This window comes from Bradyrhizobium sp. 23AC (assembly GCF_054863025.1).
The window spans coordinates 608017-628823 of record NZ_JAVAYN010000001.1; the positions used below are offsets into that span (position 1 = coordinate 608017).

The window sequence follows — 20807 nt, forward strand, 5'->3', positions numbered from 1 at the left end:
CAAGGACTGATCCGATGTCCGGTCCCAATGCCAGCCTGATGGTCCCCGGCCTGCGCCGGAACATGGTGACGATCTGCGCCATGACCGCGACCATCATGCAGGCGCTGGACACCACCATCGCCAACGTTGCCCTGCCCTACATGCAGGGCACGCTGTCGGCCTCACAGGACCAGATCAACTGGGTGCTGACCTCCTACATCGTCGCCGCCGCGATCATGACGGCGCCGGTGGGCTGGATCGCCAACCGCTTCGGCCGCAAACGCATCTTCATCATCTGCTCGGCCGGCTTCACCATGGCCTCGGTGCTGTGCGGCCTCGCCCAGGACATCAACCAGATGGTGCTGTTCCGCCTGCTGCAAGGCGTGTTCGGCGCCGCCCTGGTGCCGTTGTCGCAATCGGTGATGCTCGACTATTACACGCTCCAGGAACGCGCCAAGGCGATGTCGATCTGGGGCATGGGCGTGATGATGGGCCCGATCATGGGGCCCTCGCTGGGCGCGTGGCTGACCGAGACCTATTCCTGGCACTGGGTGTTCTTCGTCAACCTGCCGTTCGGCTTCATCACCGTGCTCGGGCTGATCGTCTTCATGGACGAGACGGACAAGAATCTCAGCCTCAAATTCGACTGGTTCGGCTTCGCCGCGCTGGCGGTTGCGATCGGCTCGCTTCAGCTCGCCCTCGACCGCGGCGAGCAGCTGGGCTGGCTGGAATCCAATGAGATCCTCGCGGAGTTCATCGTCTCGGCCGTCGCCTTCTACTTCTTCCTCGCGCACTCCTTCACGACCTCGACCCCGTTCATCCGCTTCGCGCTGTTTCGGGATCGCAACTTCGTCACCGGCTGCGTGTTCATGATCGTGATGGGGCTCGTGCTGTTCTCGACCATGGCGCTGGCCTCACCCTATATGCAGAACGTGATCGGCTATCCCATCATCACCGCCGGCCTCTTGCTGGCGAGCCGCGGCTTCGGCACCTTCTTCGCGATGATGCTGGTCGGCCGCATGATGCGCTATTTCGAGGCGCGCACGCTGATCATCGCCGGCCTGACGCTGACCGCGGGCTCGCTGTTCCAGATGACCGGCTGGACCGATTTGACCCAGGTGCCGGAGATCGTCACGGTCAGCATCATCCAGGGCTTCGGCTTCGGCCTGGTCTTCGTGCCGCTGTCGACCGTGGCGTTCCTGACGCTGTCGAACGATCTGCGCACTGACGGCACCGCGATGCTGACCCTGATGCGCAACGTCGCGAGCTCGGTCGGCATTTCCGTCGTCATCGCCCAATTGACGCAGGGGACGCGGCGGACCTATGCGATCCTGTCCGAGCACATCAACCCGTTCAACCATGCACTGCAGATGCCCGACGTCAGGGGCCTGATCAACCTGTCTTCCGACGCCGGCCGCGCCATGGCCGACAGGATGGTCAGCGTGCAGGCGCAGATCATCGCCTTCGCCTACGACTATCAGCTGGTGATGTTCTTCATCCTCTGCACCATCCCGCTCGCCCTGCTGATCGGCTCGACCAAGGCCACGCTGCGCAAGCAGGCGGCGGGACCGGAGCATGCGGTAATGGAGTAACGGTGTGGCGTAAGGATTCGTCCAGCCGCAATCTCCACTGTCGTCGCTGCGAACGCAGGGACGACACTGAATATGCGGCTAACTACCCCAACAACTCCTCGCAGCCCAGATCATCCACGGCCGCAAATATCCGCTCCAGATTATTCCACCAGATCACCGGCGGGATGTTGATGCTCCACTGCCAGACCGGCCTCGTGACCTGCCAGAGCACCGCCCAGCGGTAGTCGCGATCGAGCGCACCGCGCGTGTAGCCGGTGATGCCGCTTTCGATCAACGTGTCATGGTAGAAATTGAGCAGCGAGCGCTCGAGCGCCTGCCGGCGTTCCGGATACCAATGCATTGCCATCATGTAGGCGAGGTCGTGGGTTGGAACGTTGATGCTCCACAGGTCGAAATCGAAGATGCGCACGGTATCGGCAACGCCTGCGCGCGGCAGCAGAAAATTCCAGACATGAGCATCGCCATGGGTGATGCTGAGATGACGGCGGGAATGGTAACGCTGAGAGAGCCGGTCCGACTGATCGATGAGGCGGCGATAGAGGGTGCGCCGCTCCTCGCTGAGGCGGTCACCGAGAGAATCGGCAAAGCGATCGTAATGGCCCGCGAAGGTCTCCATGCGCTCCGCACTGTCCTCAGGGCTCGCCCAGGTGCCGACGGTGTCGCCGAGGCCCGGATGGTCCCACCAGGCCGCATGCCAGTGTGCGAGCGTGGTGACGATAGCGATCGTCTGCTCACGCGACGGCGGCAGCGGCCAGGCCGCCGCGATGTCGTGGCTGTCTGTGAGGTCCTCGAGCAGGAGATGCCAGGTGAGGTTGCCCTCGTCGAAATGTCCGTCGAAGCAGCGGGGCACCAGGCCCTGCGGCATGCTTGGCGTCAGTCGCGTGTAGTATTCGACCTCGTGCCGGCCGCCATTGGCAAGCTTCTCGGCGAAGTCGGAATTCGCGGTCTTCAGGATCAGTGTCTGCGGCGCGCCGCCGGATTCACCCACATAGCGCAGACCGAGACGGACGATGTGTGACACGACGGTGTCGCGCTGATGCAGCACCTTCACCTCGCGGACCGCGCCGGCGTCCAGCACGCCGCCTCTGCGCAGTGCCGCCGTCAGTCGGGCGGGCTCAACGACATCAGGCAGTTGTGGAGGTGTCATGAAATTCACGATGCCCCTGTCCCGCGCCATACTGCACGATCATAGCCCCGCGCACCAGCGGCCGAACCGACGCCGCGCTCAAGCCGCCTCGGTCGAGTCGCGCACGGTCCGCACCACGACCGACCGAAGCTGTTCGAGATTGGCCGCCATGCCGGCGATCGCCTGCCTGACCTCGGCGGCGCGCTCGTTCACGGAAGCGGCGTCGCGGCTGACATTGCCGATCTTGGCCGAGACCTCCTTCGCCGCTGAAGCCGATTCGGAAATCGACCGCGTGATCTCCCGCGTCGCGGCGTCCTGCTCCTCCATGGCGGCGGCAACCGAGGTCGCCACGCCGTCGATCTCGACGATGTGCCCTCCCATCGTCTCGACGGCATCGACCGCGGCCTGCGTCGAGGCCTGAATCTCGGTGATCAGCCGCGTGATCTCCTCGGTGGATTTGGCGGTCTGGTCGGACAGGGACTTTACTTCGGCGGCGACCACGGCGAAGCCGCGGCCGGCCTCGCCGGCACGGGCGGCCTCGATCGTGGCGTTGAGCGCCAGAAGGTTGGTCTGGCCGGCGATGCCGCCGATGAGGTCGGAGACCTCGGCGATCTTCTTCACCGATCCGGCCAGTGCCTGGATGGTCGAACGCGCCTGCTCGCGGCCGGCGACAGCCGATTTTGTGACGGTGCTGGTCCGCACGACCTGACTTGCGATCTCGCGGATCGAGGCACTCAGTTCTTCGGCCGCGGCCGAGACGGTCTGCGAACTGCCCAGGGCCTGGGTGGAGGCCGCCGCGACCGCCTGCGACTGTGCGGAGAGCGACCTCGCGATCTCCGACAGGCTGGACGCCGCCCGCTCGACGCCTTGCGTCGCTGCGCCGGCGGTGTCGACCGATCGGCCGGTCTCGCGCTCGACGGTCTCGGCCATCTGGTGCAGGGCGGAGCGCTTGGCGAGCGCCGCCGCCTGCTCCTGCCGCAACTGCTCCTCGCGCAGGCGGGAATTCTCGATCGCCGCCTGCTTGAACACCACAAGCGCCCCCGCCATCGAGCCGACCTCGTCCTTACGGTCAGCGAAAGGAATGTCGGCGGCGAGATCGCCGGTCGCAAGCTTTTGCATCGTGCCCGTCATGCGCACGATCGGCCGCACCACGCCGAGGGCGACGCCGAGCAGGCCCGCAGCAACGAAAGCCAGGACAGCGGTGGAGACGCCGAGGAGGATATAAAGCATCGAGCTGTCGCGGTCCGCGGCCAGCTTTTCCATGGCGGCATTCTGCTTGTTGGCGTTCTCGACGATGCTGTCGATCACGGCGCGATGCGCGGTGTAGGCGTCCTTCACCTGCGCATAGATGCGCTCGGACGCAGCGGCGTCCTTGGCCTTGAGGGCCGGCAGGAGCTGGTCGGACGCCTTCCAGAACTTCTGCACCTCGGCGTCGGACTTGGACACCAGCGCCGTTTTCAGGTCGGTCGAGAGGCTGGAGGTGACCCAGAAGGCCTTGCGCTCGTCGTAATCCTTGCGGAGCTGGACCAGACGTTCGCCGTGGGCCGCCAGCTGGTCCGGCTCGCGCATGGCCAGGGTCGCCTCGAGATAGGCCTCGATGACATATTCCGGCGGCGGCAGAATGTCCGCGATGAGGTCGTTGCCGAGCTTGATGTCGGAGTAGAGCGGACCGCCGACCTTGAGCTCTTTCAAGGCGTAGAGGCTGGTCGAAACCACGGCGGCAAAACCGATGGCGAGAACGATGCCGAACGCAATGATCGCAGATGACAACGACAGGCGAAATTTCATGAAAACAATCCAGGGCGGTGTCAAAACTGCAGCCACCCTAGACGAATACGGTAAATACGGAATTGCTTCGCGCCGAAATTGTATCGCGCGAACCCCGTCTAACTACGGGAATTTGACGTCAAGCCATCGGTATTTGAGTCAGCGAGGCTGACGCACACGTGCGATGCGCCAGATGAGACATGCGTGCCGGCGACCAAGCCTCCCGGCACGCATTGCCTCACACGTCGAAGAACACGGTCTCGTTGTCACCCTGGAGCCGCAGGTCGAGCCGGTAGGCCGGCTTGCCGGCTTCGCGCACCGCAGTCAGCGTGGCACGGCGCTCGGTGGGCACCAGCGCCAGCACGGGATCGGCGGCGTTGCCGGCCTCGTCGCTGAAATAGATCCGGGTGTAGAGATGCCGCAGCATGCCGCGGCCGAACACCGCAAGGAGGATGTGCGGCGCCTGCGGCTTGCCATCGGGATCCGGCACCGTGCCCGGCTTGATGGTCTCGAACGCGTAATTGCCGTCCTTGTCGGTGCCGCAACGGGCAAAGCCGCGGAAGCTCGCATTCGGCAACGCACGCTTGTCCTGCGGGTCGGCAAAGCGGCCCTGCGCGTCCGCCTGCCAGATCTCCAGCATGCAATCCGGCACGGCAACGCCGTCACCGTCGAACACACGTCCCTCGATGCGAATGCGCTCGCCGGTGACGTCGGGCGTGAGCGTCGAGTTGGTGAACGCGTCGTTCCAGGCGTATTCGCCGTTCGGCGTCAGGCCGTATTTGAAGAACGGACCGACGGTCTGCGATGGGGTGATACCGTCGGGCGTCACAGAATCCTGCACTTAGTGATTCTCCATGGGGGTGGCGTTCTTGCCGCGCAGCACGATGTCAAAGCGGTAGCACAGCGCCCATTCGGGCTGGGTGTTCTCGAGATCGAACGAGGAGACCATCCGCGCCCGCGCCTTCTCGTCCGGCACCGAGTTGAAGATCGGATCGAACGGGAACAGCGGATCGTTCGGAAAATACATCTGCGTCACGAGGCGCGTGACGAAGGAATGGCCGAACACCGACAGATGGATATGCGCGGGACGCCACGCATTGTGGTGATTGCCCCAGGGATAGGCACCCGGCTTGACGGTGACGAAACGATAGTAGCCGGCGGCATCGCTCACGGTACGGCCGGCACCGGTGAAGTTCGGATCGAGCGGCGCCGGATGCTGGTCGCGGACATGGACATAGCGACCGCAGGCATTGGCCTGCCAGATCTCGACCAATGAATTCGGCACGCCGCGGCCGTCCTCGTCGCGCACATGGCCGTGCACGATGATGCGCTCGCCGATCGGCTCGCCCTTGTGCTGGGTGGTGAGGTCGTTGTCGCCCTCGCGCACGGTCTCGTGGCCGTAGACCGGACCTGTCAGCTCCGACAACGTATGGCGCATCGGGATCAACGGCTTGTTGGGCGCGCGCTTGATCGAGCTCTTGTACTCGGGCGACAGCGGCAGCGGATGCGCCTTGTTGCTATCGACGGGATAGATGAATGTCATTGGCGAACTCCTCCCCGGCCATTGTGGTCCGGCCGGACAACGCTTCCGCCAATCATTATAGGATATAACTAATTGGGGGAAGCGGGTTTGAGCCCTATTTGATCGGCGGACGTGGCAGTAGGGCTTCCCCGACTTCGAGCCGGTAGACATGGTCGAGCGAATACCAGGGCGTCGCAACCTCGCGTTCGGTCGGATGTGGCGCGTCATGGCGCAGGAACTTGCCGATCAGCGCCTGCGTCACGCCGAACTGCACGTCGCTGTCGATATGGGGATCGTTGGGATCGTAGACCTGCGAGATCAGGACCTTGAAGCCCGGCTTGAGGATCAGGGCATGCAGATGCGCGGGGCGATAGGGATGGCGGCTCTGCGCCTCCAGCAGGCGCCCGACCACGCCGCCCGTCGGAATGGGATAGCCGACCATCATCACCGAACGGAAGGAGAAGCGCCCATCCTGGTCGGTCGTGAACTTGCCGCGCAGGTTCATGTCGGCCTGGTCAGGATCCTGGTTCTCGTAGAGGCCGACCGGAGAGGCGTGCCAGACATCGACCTCGGCGCCGACGACCGGACGACCCTCCTTGTCCACGACGCGGCCGTTCACGAACAGCGGCGCGCCCGGGGTCTCGGAGCGGACGATCGATCCGCCATTCTCGACCCGCGGCGAGTTCAACCGCCAGAACGGCCCGAGCAGCGACTGATCGGTTTCGGTATTGCCCTGATCGCCGTTGTTGAGCAGGCACACCAGCGGCGAGACGCCGAGCGAGCCCGCCATCAGCACCACTTCGTTGTGCGTGTCGGTGGTCAGCTTGCCGAGTTCGGCCACGATCGCCGTGGCGTCCCGGAATTCCTTCTCGGTCAGGCGGACGTCGCGCACGAAGCCGTGCAAATGCTTGACCAGGGAGATCATGATCTGGCGCATGCGCGGATCGGAAGTCCGCTCCATCACCGCCAGTGCCGCGGCCGTGACGTCCTGCTCGCGCTCGATGATCATGCCCGCCTCCCGATCGCCCGTCATTCCGGGGCAGCCCGACAGGGCTGAACCCGGAACCTCGAGATCCCGGATTCCGCTCTAGCGAGCGGCTCCGGGATGACGGTCCACTGCGTGGACCGTCAGTTCAGCTTCTCGATCGCGACCGCGACGCCCTGGCCGACGCCGACGCACATGGTGGCGAGCGCGAGCTTGCCGCCGCGCTTCTCCATGCCGTGGACGGCGGTGAGCGCGAGGCGCGCGCCGCTCATGCCGAGGGGATGGCCGAGCGCGATGGCGCCGCCATGCGGATTGACGAAATCCGCATCGTCGGCGACGCCGAGCTGGCGCATGCAGGCGATGCCTTGCGAGGCAAAGGCCTCGTTGAGCTCGATCAGGTCGAAATCGCTGATCTTCTTGCCGAGCCGCTCCATCAGCTTGCGGGTCGCGGGCACGGGACCGATGCCCATGATGCGCGGCGGCACGCCGGCCGAGGCAAGGCCGAGGATGCGCGCGCGCGGCGTCAGGCCATGCTTCTTCACCGCAGCTTCCGAAGCCAGGATCATCGCGGCGGCGCCGTCATTGACGCCGGAGGCGTTGCCGGCGGTCACCGTGCCGGGATTGCGCACGATCGGCTTCAGTTTTGCCAAACCTTCGAGCGTGGTTTCGGGTCGCGGATGCTCGTCCTTGTCGACAGTGATCGGACCCGCCTTGCCGCCGGGAATGGTGATCGGGATGATTTCTTCCGCAAAATAGCCGGCCGCGATCGCCGCACCCGCGCGCTGCTGCGAGCGGATGGCGAAAGCGTCCTGGTCGGCGCGCGAGACCTGGAATTCCTCGGCAACGTTCTCACCGGTCTCCGGCATGGCGTCGACGCCATACTGCGCCTTCAGCAGCGGATTGATGAAGCGCCAGCCGATCGTGGTGTCGAAGATTTCGGCCGAACGCGAGAAGGCTTCCTGCGCCTTGCCCATCACGAACGGCGCACGCGTCATGGATTCGACGCCGCCGGCAATGGCGAGCTCGATCTCGCCGGAGCGGATGGCGCGGCCGGCCGCACCGACCGCATCCAGGCCGGAGGCGCAGAGCCGGTTGAGCGTCTGGCCGGGAACCGAGTCCGGCAGACCTGCGAGCAGGAGCGCCATGCGGGCGACGTTGCGGTTGTCCTCGCCGGCCTGGTTGGCACAGCCGAAGAAGACTTCGTCCACCTGCGCCCAGTCGAGGTTGGGGTGCTTGGCCATCAGTGCCTTGATCGGGGCTGCGGCAAGATCGTCGGCACGCACCTTGGCGAGCGAGCCGCCGAAGCGGCCGATCGGGGTCCGCACGGCATCGCAGATAAAGACGTCACGCATCGTTGTTCTCCCTGAATGCCGCGGTTCGGCCAGAATTCTTCAATGACGGCGGAGTTTTAGGAGGGCGCCCGCAACAGGTCAATCGACCGATACACGCGTGTTCCGAGGGGTCCGCACGCCGGCCACGCATGCCGCAATGCGGACAACGTGGAAAACCTCCCCTTCCCGGCCAAAGCGATAGGAGCAGGAGGCGAAATTTTGTAGGTTGCGCCGCCCATGACCATGCAACAGCCGATACCCGTACCGCCTCCCGACGAAGCGCCCGCCTCGCCAGCGGAAGCCATCGCGCGCGTCACGCCGATGATGGAACAGTACCTGGAGATCAAGGCGGCGCATCAGGGCCTGCTGCTGTTCTACCGGATGGGCGATTTCTACGAGCTGTTCTTCGAGGACGCCGAGATCGCCTCCAGGACGCTCGGCATCGTCTTGACCAAGCGCGGCAAGCATCAAGGCGCCGACATCCCGATGTGCGGCGTGCCGGTCGAGCGCTCCGAAGACTATCTGCACCGCCTGATCTCGGCTGGGCATCGGGTCGCGGTCTGCGAGCAGACCGAGGATCCCGCTGCAGCCAAGGCGCGCGGCAACAAGAGCGTGGTCCGCCGCGGCGTGGTGCGGCTTGTGACGCCGGGCACGCTGACCGAGGACACGCTGCTCGATGCGCGCGCCAACAATTATCTGCTCGCGATCGCGCGGGCGCGTTCGTCTGCCGGCGGCGACCGCTTCGGCCTCGCCTGGATCGACATCTCGACCGCCGAATTCACCGTGATGGAATGTTCGGGCGGCGAGCTCGCCGCAACGCTGGCGCGCATCAACCCGAACGAAGCCATCGTCACCGACGCGCTCTACAACGACAGCGAGCTCGGACAGACCTTGCGCGAGCTGCCGGCCGTGACCCCGCTGACCCGCGACGTCTTCGATGGCGCCACCGCCGAGAAGCGCCTCTGCGACTACTTTGCCGTCGCGACCATGGACGGGCTGACGCAGCTGACGCGGCTGGAGGCCACCGCCGCAGCGGCAGCCGTCACCTATGTCGACCGCACCCAGGTCGGCAAGCATCCGCCACTGTCGCCGCCCGCGCGCGAAGCTTCCGGCGCGACCATGGCGATCGATCCGGCGACACGCGCCAATCTCGAGCTGACCCGGACGCTCGCAGGCGAACGCCGCGGCTCGCTGCTCGATGCGATCGACTGCACGGTGACCTCGGCAGGCTCGCGCCTGCTTGCCCAACGCCTGGCCGCGCCGCTGACGGATGCGCCGGCCATCGCGCGCCGGCTCGATGCGGTGAGCACCTTCGTCGCCGATTCCGCCGCGCGCGAAGACATCCGCAGCATATTGCGCGGCGCGCCCGACATGTCGCGCGCGCTGGCGCGTCTCTCGGTCGGCCGCGGCGGCCCGCGCGACCTCGCAGGTCTGCGCGACGGCGTCATCGCCGCCGACCAGGTCCTGGCGCGGCTTTCCGAGCTCGATCAGCCGCCGCAGGAGATCGCGGTGGTGATGGCGGCGCTGCAGAGGCCCTCACGGGAGCTCGCGGCGGAATTCGCCAGCGCGCTCGACGAGCAGCTGCCGCTGATCAAGCGCGATGGCGGCTTCGTTCGACAGGGCTATGAGCCCGCGCTCGACGAAGCCCGAAACCTGCGCGATGCCTCGCGTCTCGTCGTCGCCTCGATGCAGGCGCGCTACGCCGACACGACGTCCGTGAAAGGCCTGAAGATCCGGCACAACAACGTGCTCGGCTATTTCGTCGAGGTCACCGCGCAGAACGGCGACAAGCTGATGTCGGCGCCACTGAACGCCACCTTCATCCACCGCCAGACACTGGCGGGCCAAGTGCGCTTCACCACCTCGGAACTCGGCGAGATCGAAGCCAAGATCGCCAATGCCGGCGACCGCGCCCTCGGGCTCGAGCTCGAGATTTTCGAGCGGCTGTCAGCCAAGGCCATGGCCATCAGCGACGATCTGCGCGCCGCCGCCCACGCCTTCGCCTTGCTCGACGTCGCGACCTCGCTGGCAAAACTCGCGGTCGACGACAATTATGTGCGACCGGACGTGGACGATTCCCTCGGCTTCGCAATCGAGGCCGGCCGCCATCCCGTGGTGGAGCAGGCCCTGAAGCGCAATGGCGAGCCGTTCATCGCCAATGCCTGCGACCTCTCACCAAGCCCGGCGCAAAAGTCCGGCCAGCTCTGGCTGCTCACCGGTCCCAACATGGCCGGTAAATCGACCTTTCTGCGTCAGAATGCGCTGATTGCCCTTCTTGCCCAGATCGGCAGCTTCGTGCCGGCCACGCGCGCTCGGATCGGCATCATCGACCGCCTGTTCTCGCGCGTCGGCGCCGCCGACGATCTCGCCCGCGGTCGCTCCACCTTCATGGTCGAAATGGTCGAGACGGCTGCGATCCTGAACCAGGCCGGCGAGCGCTCGCTCGTGATCCTCGACGAGATCGGCCGCGGCACCGCGACCTTCGACGGTCTCTCGATCGCCTGGGCCGCGATCGAGCATCTGCACGAAAGCAATCGCTGCCGCACGCTATTCGCCACGCATTATCACGAGCTGACCGCGCTCTCGGCGAAGCTGCCGCGGATGTTCAACGCCACGGTGCGGGTGAAGGAGTGGCAGGGCAACGTCGTGTTCCTGCACGAGGTGCTGCCGGGCTCGGCCGATCGTTCCTACGGCATCCAGGTCGCCAAGCTCGCCGGCCTGCCGCCGGCCGTGATCACGCGCGCGAAGTCGGTGCTCTCCAAGCTGGAGGCGCAGGACCGCGGCCAGACCGCGCGGGCGCTGGTGGACGATCTGCCTCTGTTCGCGGTGCCCTCACGCGCGGCGGCCGAAGCCGCGCCGCCGAGCGAGGCGGACCTATTGATGGAAGCCGTGAAGGCGCTGCACCCCGACGAGATGTCGCCACGCGAGGCGCTGGATGCGTTGTATGCGTTGAAGGCCAAGCTGCCGAAGCAATGATAGTGCCGTAGGGTGGGCAAAGCGAAGCGTGCCCACCATGTCATGGACGAGATCGGGGAGAGATGGTGGGCACGGCGCGCGAAGTGCGCGCCTTTGCCCACCCTACGATTCCTGAGCGCTACGCCCTTGCCGCGATCGCTGCCGCTTCCGCGGCCGCGCGCTGCATGCTGGTCGACATCTCGTTCGTCACCGTGCTCTGCTCCTCGACGGCAGCGGCGGTCGATGTCACGTATTCGCTGACATTGTTGATCGCCTGCTTGATCGAGCCGAGCGCGCTGACGACGTCGCCGGAGATGCCGTTGAGGCTGCCGATCTCCTGGCCGATCTTGTCGGTGGCCTGCTTGGCCTGATTGGCGAGGCTCTTCACTTCGGAGGCGACCACCGCAAAGCCGCGGCCGGCTTCGCCGGCGCGGGCGGATTCGATCGTGGCGTTCAGCGCCAGGAGGTTGATCTGGCCGGTGATGCTGTTGATCATCTCGACGATGCCGCTCATCGACTGCGCCGCTTCGGTGAGGCGCTGAGCCTGAGCGTCGGCTGAGGCGACCTGCTCCACCGCGCTCATCGCGGTCTCGCGGGACTTGGTCATCGCCTCGGAGATCTCCCGCACCGAAGCGTTCAGCTCCTCCGAACCGGCGGCGACCGATTCCATCATGCCGCGCACGCGCTCGTTGCCCATGCGGACCAGCACCTGCCGCGTGGTGTCGGTGGCATATTTCACGACCTTGAACGGCTTGCCGTTGAGATCGAGGATCGGGTTGTAGGAGGCCTGGATGTAGACCTCCTTGCCGCCCTTGCCGATGCGCTTGTATTCGGCTGCCTGGTACTGACCGCGGTTGAGCGCGGCCCAGAACTCGCGATAAGCCGCGCCGTCGCGCTCCGCGGGCTCGACGAACATGCTGTGGTGCTTGCCCTTGATCTCGGCCATCGAGTAGCCGAGCGCGCCGAGGAAGTTGGCGTTGGCGGCGATGATCGTGCCGTCCATGTTGAATTCGATCACGGCCTGGGCCTTGTCGATCGCCGATATCTGACCGGCGAGATCGGCGTTCTTCAGCTTCTCCGCGGTGACGTCGGTTGCGAACTTGACGACGCCGTAAGGTTTGCCGTTCTCGTCGAGCAGCGGGTTGTAGGAGGCGAGGATCCACACTTCGCGGCCGCCCTTGCCGATGCGCTTGAACTCGCCGGCCTGGTATTCACCGCGGTTGAGCGCAGCCCAGAACTCGCGATAGGCCGCGCCGTCGCGGTCGGCCTGCGGCATGAACAGGCTGTGATGCTTGCCCTCGATCTCGGCCAGCGAATAGCCGAGCGTCTTGCAGAAATTCTCGTTGGCGGTGACGATGGTGCCGTCGAGTTTGAATTCGATGACGGCCTGGGCACGGCTGATCGCGGCGATCTTCGACGCATCCGTCATGCTCCGGATCTTCTTCGCCGTGATGTCGGTCGCGATCTTGGCGACCATCACCGTCTTGCCGTTGCCGTCGAGCACCGGATTGTAGGATGCTTCGATCCAGACCTCGCGGCCACCCTTCGCGATCCGCTTGAACTCGCGCGCCTGATACTCGCCACGGTTCAATGCAGCCCAGAACGCCTTGTACTCGGCGGTATCGCGCTGGTCGGCCGGCACGAACATGGAGTGATGCTTGCCCTGAATCTCGTCAAGCCGATAGCCGAGGGCGTCGAGAAAATTCTGGTTGGCCGTGATGATCGAGCCATCGAGATTGAATTCGATCATAGCCTGCGAACGGCCTATGGCGTCGAGCCGCCCTTGTGCATCGCTTTGGGACTTGCGACCGAACATCAAACAATCTCCATCTCGAAATAACGTGGACAGCCCGTAGGGGAAGTGACCGCTGCGGCAACACAGCCGTATTCAAATCGACAATTCCCGCGAGTCCCTGCACTCGGATGCAGCTCGGACGAGTTCACGCCGACGACGGCGGACGCGGGTACGCGAAATTACTCGTACGGGAAAAGCTCGAACAAAGTTCTAATAGAAATGTCGGAAACCAGCAGGACGGGGAACGATCCGGCGGGCGTCGAGAGCAGCCACCCGCGCCCCTGCGACTTGAAATGACATTTCTCATTCAATGGCTTGGGAAGATGCTGCGTTGCCTGTCGGCATGAGATGCGGTCTCCGCCATGTCTTTCGCGACGCGATGTCGCGCGTGTCCGTAGTCTCACGGCTCCAACCGCGCCTTGTGCATCGCACGTCGGCCGATTCCCCACAGCGTCAGGTTCCAGGCGATGCAGGTGCCGAGCGCAAGACACAGACCGACGGCCGAGCCGAACGACACCACCGCAACGTGCAAGACGGCAATCGCCGTGCCGAACCCGAGCAGGCCCCAGGCGGAGTTGGCAAGCACCGCTGCGGTCGGCGGGCCACCGATGCGCGGATGCAGGATCACCATGATGCTGGAGAACACCACGGGATACAGCGCGATGATGCCGCTGATGCGGGGTCCGACCCAGCCCGAAGTCGAGACCACGATGGCGACCAGGGTCGCGACCAGTGCAGCCCGCATCGGCACGTCGTACCAGCGGCGCGTGACAAGCGGCATCTTCACATGGCGATAGCCCGCCAGGAGCGGAATGCAGATGCCGAAGGCGATCAGATTGGCGGCGAGCCCGGCGGTGAGCGACCAGTCGAACTGGCGGATGATCGAGGCCAGCACGATCCAGACAGCAACCGCGCTTCCACAACTCACCGCGAAACTGTGCCGCTGCGCCAGCACGACATAAATGAGGCACATGAAGATCGTCGCCGCATTGATCGGCAGGCTCGCCAGCGAGCCCTGCGCGATGAAAGCGGCATCGTGGTCGAGCGCGAGGAAGACGTAGGAGGGACCGGCCGAGATCGGCAAGGTCGCGACTAGCGCGCCGATCACCGGCCCCGAGCGTTCGGTGATGATCGAGGCCGACACGACGAACGCCGCCGCGATCGCCATGCGCAGGACAAGGAAGAGGAGGAAGTGGAGATCGGGGGACATTTTTGGCTTCTTACCCTCCCCTGGAGGGGGAGGGTCGGCTCATATTGAGCGCAGCGAAATATGCGACGGGGTGGGGTGACAGTCTCTCAACGGCGACGGTGCCCGAGTGGAGAGATCACCCCACCCCGCTCGCGCTATGCGCGATCGACCCTCCCCCTCCAGGGGAGGGTAAGAGACTCACATCCGCTGCATCGACACCGACACCTTCGGGCCGTTCTTGATGGTCTGATAGACCACGCAATAGCGCTCGGTCAGCTTGAGCAGGAGATCGAGCTTGTCCTGCGGCGCCGATGTATCGACCTCGAAGCGCAGACGGATCTCGGCGAAGCCGACCGGGGTCTCCTTGTCGACGCCGAGCGTGCCGCGGAAATCGAGATCGCCCTCGGCATAGACGTTGCCGGTCTTGAGCGGCACCTCGATCGCAGTCGCGACCGACTTCAACGTGACCCCGGCACAGGCGACGAGCGCCTCAAGCAACATGTCCCCGGAGCAAAGCTCGAGGCCGGAACCGCCGGTCGCCGGATGCAGGCCGGCAAGCGCGATGGCGCGGCCGGTCTCGACCTTGCAGGCGATGCCTTCGCTGTCGGTGGAGCCCTTGGCCTTCAGCGTGATCAGTGCGGTCTTGGGATCGGTCTTGTAGCGCTCCTTGATCGGAGCCTGCATCTGGCGCAGCTCTGCAGCGTCCATTTTCGTTCTCTCCCGGAAAATTGCCCCTCGATGTACCGGTTCAGAGCGAAATTGTCACCACCACATGGCCTGACCGGGACCCTGGGTTGCGTCACGGTCGGGCACGTTGCGGTCAAGCGAACGGTCGAGTGACGTCAGCACACTTCGCTTGAAATTCTCGAACAACGGCGAATTGCGGTCGCGCGGCCGTCCGAGATTGATCTCGATCTGGTCGAACAACCGGCCCGGCCGCGGCCGCATCACCAGCACGCGGTCGGCCAGCACCACGGCCTCGTCGACGTCGTGTGTGACGAGGATGAGGGTCGGCCGCGTGTCCGCCCAGAGGTCGAGCAGATGATCCTGGAGATCCCTGCGGGTGAAGGCATCGAGCGCGGAGAACGGCTCGTCCAGCAGCAGCACCTCCGGCTGCGGCACCAGCGCGCGTGCGATCGCAACCCGCTGCGCCTGTCCGCCGGAGAGTTCGCGCGGCCAGGCCTGCGCCTTTTCCGCCAGCCCGACGCGTTCGAGCGCACGCGCGACCTTCTCGCGGCGCTCGGCCGCGGGCAGATCGGCGAGTCCAAAACCGATATTGTCGGCGACGCTGAGCCAGGGCAGCAGCCGCGGCTCCTGGAAGATGATGCCGATCTTGGCGTGCGGCGAGACGATCGCCTCATGGTCGAGCGTCACCGTGCCAGCGCTGGCGCGATCGAGCCCGGCGATGGCGCGCAGCAGCGTGGACTTGCCACAGCCGGAGCCGCCGATGATGGCGATGATCTCGCCCAGCCTGATTTCGGCGGAGAAGCGCGAAAGCGCCTGCACGCCGTTGGGATAGGTCTTGCTGACCCGGTCGAGCGCCAGCATCGCCTCAAGCTCCCTTCGCGCGCCCGAAGGCGTCCTGCCAGCGCAGGAAAGGTGCGGCGGCGACCTCGATCAGCCAATCGGTGAGCTTGCCGAGGATGGCGAAGATCACGATGGCGGCGAGGATCTGCGCGGGCTTACCGAGCTGCTGGCCGTCGAGCAGGAGATAGCCGAGGCCTTCGGAGGCGCCGATCAGCTCGGCTGCGACCACGAACATCCAGCCGAGGCCGAGACCGACGCGCAGGGAAACCACATAGGCCGGCAGCACCGCCGGCAGCAGAATGCGGCGGATCATGGCGAAGCCGGAGAGGCGAAAGGTGCGGCCGACCTCGACGATCTTGCGATCCACCGAGAGGATCGCGCCCATCACGCCGAGATAGACCGGAAAGAACACCCCGACTGCGATCAGCGCGACCTTCGAGGTCTCGAAGATGCCGAGCCAGAGGATGAACAGAGGCACCCAGGCGAGCGAGGGAATCGCGCGCAGCGCCTGCACGGTCGGATCGAGCAGCCGGCGCGCCAGCGACCAGTAGCCGGAGACGGCCCCCAACAACGTGCCCGCGACCACGCCGAACGCGAAGCCGAGCCCGACGCGCCACAGCGTCGCTATGACGTGGCGGACCAGCTCTCCGGAGCGGGCAAGCTCGGCGATGGTAGCAAAGACGCGCGACGGCGGCGGCACCAGCCGGCCGTTGGACCAGCCGAGCCACACCACGAGCTCCCAGCCGAGCGCAAGCGCGAGCGGCAGCAGGAGCCCCAGCATCGGCCGCGCATAGCGCGCCATGCGCGAGGGCACGGCGGCGCTTTCGGCGGGTTCCGAGGATTGTTGCAAGGCTGGCGCGTCGGAGATCATGGCCATTAGCAAGCGCGTCTGATTGGGGAATGCAAGGAGCCTCTTACCCTCCCCTGGAGGGGGAGGGTCGGCTCATATTGAGCGCAGCGAAATATGAGACGGGGCGGGGTGACAGTCTCTCCGCGACAGACGGTGCCCGAGCGGAGAGACTGTCACCCCGCCCCGCTCGCGCTGCGCGCGATCGACCCTCCCCCTCCAGGGGAGGGTAAGAGAGAGATCAATTCGTCGGCAGCGGGACCTGGTCATCGATTAACGCGTCGAGCGTCGCCTTCACGTCGACTTTGGCATCGACGACACCGGCTTGCTGGAGTGCGAGGCCGGCGGCGAGGATCGACTCGCGCTGCGGCGCGCCGATGCGGCTGTGGGTGAGCTCGGTGCGCTCCTTGAGCTGCTTGTCGACGACGGCCTCGGGGAGTTTTGTGACCGCGATGAAGGTCTTCTTCAGCTCGTCGTAATTGGCCAGCGAATATTTGCGCGCCTCTTCGTACACGGCGAGGACGCGGCGAGCGGCGTCGGGATGGTCCTTCAAAAACTGCTCGCGCACATTGAGGATGCCCCAGGTGTTGGCGTCGGCCTTGCGGTAGAACAGCTTTGCGCCCTCCTCGACCTCGGCCTGCGCCATCATCGGATCGAGGCCGGCCCAGGCATCGACGTCGCCGCGGATCAGCGCGGTCTTGCCGTCGGCGTGCTGGAGCAGCACCGGGGTGATGTCCTTTTCGGTGAGACCCGCCCCTAACAGCGCGCGCACCAGGAAGATGTGCGGATCGGTGCCGCGCGTCACCGCGACGCGCCTGCCCTTGAGGTCTGCGACGCCGGCAATCTTGGAATCCTTCGATGTCACCAGCGCGGTCCACTCAGGGCGCGAATAGACGTAGATCGACTTGATCGGGTTGCCGTTGATGCGGGCGACCAGCGCCGCCGAACCCGCGGTCGAGCCGAAATCGATCGAGCCGGCGTTGAGGAATTCGAGCGCCTTGTTGGAGCCGGCCGACTGCACCCAGGTGACGGTGATGCCGTCCTTGGCGAACTCCTTCTCCAGGAGCCCCTTCTGCTTCAGAACCATCGACACCGGATTGTAAGTCGCCCAGTCGATGCGGATTTCCTTGAGCGGATCGGCCGCCTTGGCCGCGGGGGTCACGGCGAGCGCAACCGCGCCCGCCAACAGAATGCGTCGTGTAATTCCGGGCATGCCCTGCCTCCTCCAAAACTTCATTGTTTTTCAATGAGTTATATCTAGAGGTCAACGAGAAAATCCGCCCCTCGAAAGCGCGCCGGCCGAGAACAGATTTACCCAAAGCCGCGCCTTTCCAGCATGGAACGACTATTGCCAGAGAATGGCGGGTGACAGCGCCTGTCACCTCTTATATCCGGTGAGACATGGACAGCGTCGCGACTGAGCACAAGGCCGAGGTGGACGATCGTTTCGACACGGCGCGGATCACCGCCGCGGTCGATGCGCTTGCCGAAAAGCACCAGGGACGCGAGGACGCGTTCCGCACGGGCATGGCGCAATTGCTCAAGGCCGAGCTGATCGCGGCACGCGCCGCGGCGCAGGAAATCCTTCTTAAGGACCGCCACGGCCGTCGCTGCGCCGAGCGGCTCTGTCACGTGCAGGACGAGATCATACGCATCCTGTATTCGGCGGCGACCCGTCATCTCTACCGCTCGCCGATCCCGAGCGGCGCCGAGCGCATGGCGGTGGTCGCGACCGGCGGCTACGGCCGCGGCCTGATGGCGCCCGAATCCGACATCGACCTGTTGTTCATCCTGCCCTACAAGCAGACCGCCTGGGGCGAGCAGGTCGCCGAAGCGATCCTCTATTGCCTCTGGGACATGGGGCTGAAGGTCGGCCACGCCACGCGATCGGTGGACGAGTCGATCCGGCAGGCGCGCGGCGACATGACCATCCGCACCGCGATCCTGGAGACGCGCTTCCTCACCGGCGACAAGCCGCTCTATGAGGAGCTGGTCGCACGCTTCGACAAGGAGGTCGTGCAGGGCACCGCGTCGGAATTCGTCACAGCCAAGCTCGCCGAGCGCGAAGAGCGGCACCGCCGCGGCGGCCAGTCGCGCTATCTGGTCGAGCCCAACGTCAAGGACGGCAAGGGCGCCTTGCGCGACCTGCACACGCTGTTCTGGATCGCCAAATACGTCTACCGCGTCCGCGACACCGGCGAGCTGGTCGAGCGCGGCGTGTTCGATGCGCAGGAATACCGCAGCTTCCGCCGCTGCGCCGATTTCCTCTGGTCGGTGCGTTGCAATCTGCACTTCTACTCCGGCCGCGCCGAAGAGCGTCTCTCGTTCGACCTCCAGCGCGAGATCGCGGTGCGGCTCGGCTACACCTCGCATCCCGGCATGCAGGATGTCGAGCGCTTCATGAAGCACTACTTCCTGGTCGCCAAGGAAGTCGGCAACCTCACCGCCATCCTCTGCGCCAAGCTCGAGGACCAGCAGGCCAAGCCCGCGCCGGTCTTGAGCCGGATGATGGCGCGGCTGCGGCCGACCGCGGCGAAGCGGCGCGTCCCCGACAGCGACGACTTCATCGTCGACAACAACCGCATCAACGTCGCCGCGCCCGACGTGTTCAAGCACGATCCGGTCAATCTGATCCGGATCTTCCGTCTCGCGCAGAAGAACAACCTCGCCTTCCATCCGGATGCGATGCGCGACGTGACGCGGTCGCTCGGCCTGATCAACGCGCAGATGCGCGAGAATCCCGAGGCCAACCGCCTGTTCATGGAGATCCTGACCTCCGACAACGCCGAGATCGTGCTGCGGCGGATGAACGAGACCGGCGTGCTCGGCCAGTTCATCCGTGCCTTCGGCAAGATCGTCTCGATGATGCAGTTCAACATGTATCATCACTACACCGTCGACGAGCACCTGATCCGCTGCATCGGCTTCCTCCAGGACATCGAGCGCGGCGGCATCGAGGAGTTCACCCTCGCCAGCGACCTGATGCGCAAATCCCGGCCCGAGCACCGGTCGGTGATCTACATCGCAACACTGCTGCACGACGTCGCCAAGGGCCGGCCGGAGGATCACTCGATCGCCGGCGCCAAGGTGGCGCGGCGGCTGTGCCCGCGGCTAGGGTTCAGCCCGGCCGACACCGAGCTCATCGCCTGGCTGATCGAGGAGCATCTGACGATGTCCACGGTCGCGCAGTCACGCGATCTCTCGGATCGCAAGACCATCGAGAATTTCGCCGCCGTGGTGCAGTCGGTCGAGCAGATGAAGCTGCTGACGATCCTGACCACCGCCGATATCCGCGGCGTCGGTCCCGGCGTGTGGAACGGCTGGAAGGCGCAGCTCTTGCGCTCGCTGTACTACGAGACCGAGCCGGTGCTGACCGGCGGCTTCTCGGAGGTCGACCGCGGCAAGCGCCTCACCGCCGCTTACGCCGAATTCCGAAATGCCTTCGCCGAATGGCCGGCGGAGGAGCTCGATGCCTATATCGGCCGGCACTATCCGGCCTACTGGCTCAAGGTCGAGCTGCCGCGCAAGATCCGCCACGCCCGCTTCGTCCGCTCCAGCGAACAGGCCGGCCACAAGCTCGCGATCAATGTCGGCTTCGACGAGGTGCGCGGCGTCACCGAGCTGACGATCTTCGCGGCCGACCATCCCTGGCTGCTGTCGATCATCGCCGGCGCCTGCGCCTCGGCCGGCGCCAACATCGTCGACGCCCAGATCTACACCACGACCGACGGCCGCGCGCTCGACACCATCTCGATCTCGCGCGAATACGACCGCGACGAGGACGAGGGACGGCGCGCCACCCGCATCGGCGAGATGATCGAGGACGTGCTGGAAGGCAAGCTGCGCCTGCCCGAAGTGGTGGCGCGGCGCACCGTACGCAGCAAGGCACGGCCCTTCGTGATCGAGCCTGAGGTGACCATCAACAACCAATGGTCCGACCGCTACACCGTGATCGAGGTTTCCGGCCTCGACCGGCCCGGCCTGCTCTACGAGCTGACCACCGCGATCTCGAAGCTCAACCTCAACATTGCGTCAGCCCATGTCGCGACCTTCGGCGAGCGCGCGCGGGACGTGTTCTACGTCACCGACCTCCTGGGTGCGCAGATCAGCGCGCCGACCCGCCAGGCCGCGATCAAGAGCGCGCTGACCCATGTGATGGCCGGCGACAAGGCGGTCCAGCCGGCGGCGTGAC

The 20807-nt window shown here is 65.4% G+C and carries 15 protein-coding genes; 3 read left to right on the forward strand and 12 right to left on the reverse strand.

The features are described from left to right. The first annotated feature begins 14 nt into the window (after positions 1-14). Complete coding sequence (locus tag RAD10_RS02825; protein WP_461616241.1) at positions 15-1571, forward strand: MDR family MFS transporter; 1557 nt, start codon at positions 15-17, stop codon at positions 1569-1571. 82 nt (positions 1572-1653) lie between these two features. Here RAD10_RS02825 and RAD10_RS02830 read toward each other — a convergent pair whose 3' ends face one another. The 6 genes from RAD10_RS02830 to pcaF all read right to left on the reverse strand — a co-directional run bounded on the left by RAD10_RS02830 (position 1654) and on the right by pcaF (position 8323). Beyond that, on the reverse strand, positions 1654-2748 hold the full coding sequence (locus RAD10_RS02830) for a phosphotransferase (RefSeq protein WP_461616242.1): 1095 nt from the start codon (positions 2746-2748) through the stop codon (positions 1654-1656). Positions 2749-2796: 48 nt separating this feature from the next. Next, complete coding sequence (locus RAD10_RS02835; RefSeq protein WP_461616243.1) at positions 2797-4485, reverse strand: methyl-accepting chemotaxis protein; 1689 nt, start codon at positions 4483-4485, stop codon at positions 2797-2799. A gap of 217 nt (positions 4486-4702) precedes the next feature. Beyond that, positions 4703-5305 (reverse strand): protocatechuate 3,4-dioxygenase subunit alpha, encoded by a 603-nt coding sequence (pcaG, locus tag RAD10_RS02840; RefSeq protein WP_461616244.1) that lies wholly within the window; start codon positions 5303-5305, stop codon positions 4703-4705. Continuing rightward, positions 5306-6007: a protocatechuate 3,4-dioxygenase subunit beta gene (gene pcaH / locus RAD10_RS02845; RefSeq protein ID WP_461616245.1), complete on the reverse strand. Its 702-nt coding sequence runs from the start codon at positions 6005-6007 to the stop codon at positions 5306-5308. A 94-nt stretch (positions 6008-6101) separates the two neighbouring features. Further along, positions 6102-6995: a dioxygenase family protein gene (locus RAD10_RS02850; protein ID WP_461616246.1), complete on the reverse strand. Its 894-nt coding sequence runs from the start codon at positions 6993-6995 to the stop codon at positions 6102-6104. Between the two features lie 119 nt (positions 6996-7114). After that, positions 7115-8323, reverse strand: coding sequence for a 3-oxoadipyl-CoA thiolase (pcaF, locus tag RAD10_RS02855; protein WP_247434963.1), 1209 nt, complete (start codon positions 8321-8323; stop codon positions 7115-7117). Positions 8324-8539: 216 nt separating this feature from the next. Between pcaF and mutS the strand changes: the two genes are divergently transcribed. Continuing rightward, complete coding sequence (mutS, locus tag RAD10_RS02860; RefSeq protein WP_461616247.1) at positions 8540-11278, forward strand: DNA mismatch repair protein MutS; 2739 nt, start codon at positions 8540-8542, stop codon at positions 11276-11278. 118 nt (positions 11279-11396) lie between these two features. Here the strand turns inward: mutS and RAD10_RS02865 are convergent, their stop codons facing one another. The 6 genes from RAD10_RS02865 to RAD10_RS02890 all read right to left on the reverse strand — a co-directional run bounded on the left by RAD10_RS02865 (position 11397) and on the right by RAD10_RS02890 (position 17828). Further along, positions 11397-13073: a methyl-accepting chemotaxis protein gene (locus RAD10_RS02865; RefSeq protein ID WP_461616248.1), complete on the reverse strand. Its 1677-nt coding sequence runs from the start codon at positions 13071-13073 to the stop codon at positions 11397-11399. Positions 13074-13452: 379 nt separating this feature from the next. Then, positions 13453-14262, reverse strand: coding sequence for a hypothetical protein (locus RAD10_RS02870; RefSeq protein WP_461616249.1), 810 nt, complete (start codon positions 14260-14262; stop codon positions 13453-13455). Between the two features lie 177 nt (positions 14263-14439). Then, positions 14440-14949: an OsmC family protein gene (locus RAD10_RS02875; protein ID WP_028139616.1), complete on the reverse strand. Its 510-nt coding sequence runs from the start codon at positions 14947-14949 to the stop codon at positions 14440-14442. A gap of 54 nt (positions 14950-15003) precedes the next feature. After that, the gene (locus RAD10_RS02880) at positions 15004-15789 is read right to left on the reverse strand and encodes an ABC transporter ATP-binding protein (RefSeq protein ID WP_461616250.1); all 786 of its coding nucleotides are present in this window, start codon (positions 15787-15789) and stop codon (positions 15004-15006) included. 4 nt (positions 15790-15793) lie between these two features. Further along, a complete protein-coding gene (locus RAD10_RS02885) occupies positions 15794-16639 on the reverse strand; it encodes an ABC transporter permease (protein WP_461616574.1) in 846 nt (281 codons plus the stop codon). Positions 16640-16856: 217 nt separating this feature from the next. Next, positions 16857-17828, reverse strand: coding sequence for an aliphatic sulfonate ABC transporter substrate-binding protein (locus RAD10_RS02890; RefSeq protein WP_461616251.1), 972 nt, complete (start codon positions 17826-17828; stop codon positions 16857-16859). Between the two features lie 188 nt (positions 17829-18016). Between RAD10_RS02890 and RAD10_RS02895 the strand changes: the two genes are divergently transcribed. Then, positions 18017-20806: a [protein-PII] uridylyltransferase gene (locus tag RAD10_RS02895; protein ID WP_461616252.1), complete on the forward strand. Its 2790-nt coding sequence runs from the start codon at positions 18017-18019 to the stop codon at positions 20804-20806. Position 20807: the final 1 nt, after the last annotated feature.

Excerpts from the sequence above, each read along its gene's own strand:
- RAD10_RS02825 (WP_461616241.1), top strand. The coding sequence starts at position 15 with ATGTCCGGTCCCAATGCCAGCCTGATGGTCCCCGGCCTGCGCCGGAAC.
- RAD10_RS02830 (WP_461616242.1), bottom strand. The coding sequence starts at position 2,748 with ATGGCGCGGGACAGGGGCATCGTGAATTTCATGACACCTCCACAACTG.
- RAD10_RS02835 (WP_461616243.1), bottom strand. The coding sequence starts at position 4,485 with ATGAAATTTCGCCTGTCGTTGTCATCTGCGATCATTGCGTTCGGCATC.
- pcaH (WP_461616245.1), bottom strand. The coding sequence starts at position 6,007 with ATGACATTCATCTATCCCGTCGATAGCAACAAGGCGCATCCGCTGCCG.
- RAD10_RS02850 (WP_461616246.1), bottom strand. The coding sequence starts at position 6,995 with ATGATCATCGAGCGCGAGCAGGACGTCACGGCCGCGGCACTGGCGGTG.
- pcaF (WP_247434963.1), bottom strand. The coding sequence starts at position 8,323 with ATGCGTGACGTCTTTATCTGCGATGCCGTGCGGACCCCGATCGGCCGC.
- mutS (WP_461616247.1), top strand. The coding sequence starts at position 8,540 with ATGACCATGCAACAGCCGATACCCGTACCGCCTCCCGACGAAGCGCCC.
- RAD10_RS02865 (WP_461616248.1), bottom strand. The coding sequence starts at position 13,073 with ATGTTCGGTCGCAAGTCCCAAAGCGATGCACAAGGGCGGCTCGACGCC.
- RAD10_RS02870 (WP_461616249.1), bottom strand. The coding sequence starts at position 14,262 with ATGTCCCCCGATCTCCACTTCCTCCTCTTCCTTGTCCTGCGCATGGCG.
- RAD10_RS02875 (WP_028139616.1), bottom strand. The coding sequence starts at position 14,949 with ATGGACGCTGCAGAGCTGCGCCAGATGCAGGCTCCGATCAAGGAGCGC.
- RAD10_RS02880 (WP_461616250.1), bottom strand. The coding sequence starts at position 15,789 with ATGCTGGCGCTCGACCGGGTCAGCAAGACCTATCCCAACGGCGTGCAG.
- RAD10_RS02885 (WP_461616574.1), bottom strand. The coding sequence starts at position 16,639 with ATGATCTCCGACGCGCCAGCCTTGCAACAATCCTCGGAACCCGCCGAA.
- RAD10_RS02890 (WP_461616251.1), bottom strand. The coding sequence starts at position 17,828 with ATGCCCGGAATTACACGACGCATTCTGTTGGCGGGCGCGGTTGCGCTC.
- RAD10_RS02895 (WP_461616252.1), top strand. The coding sequence starts at position 18,017 with ATGGACAGCGTCGCGACTGAGCACAAGGCCGAGGTGGACGATCGTTTC.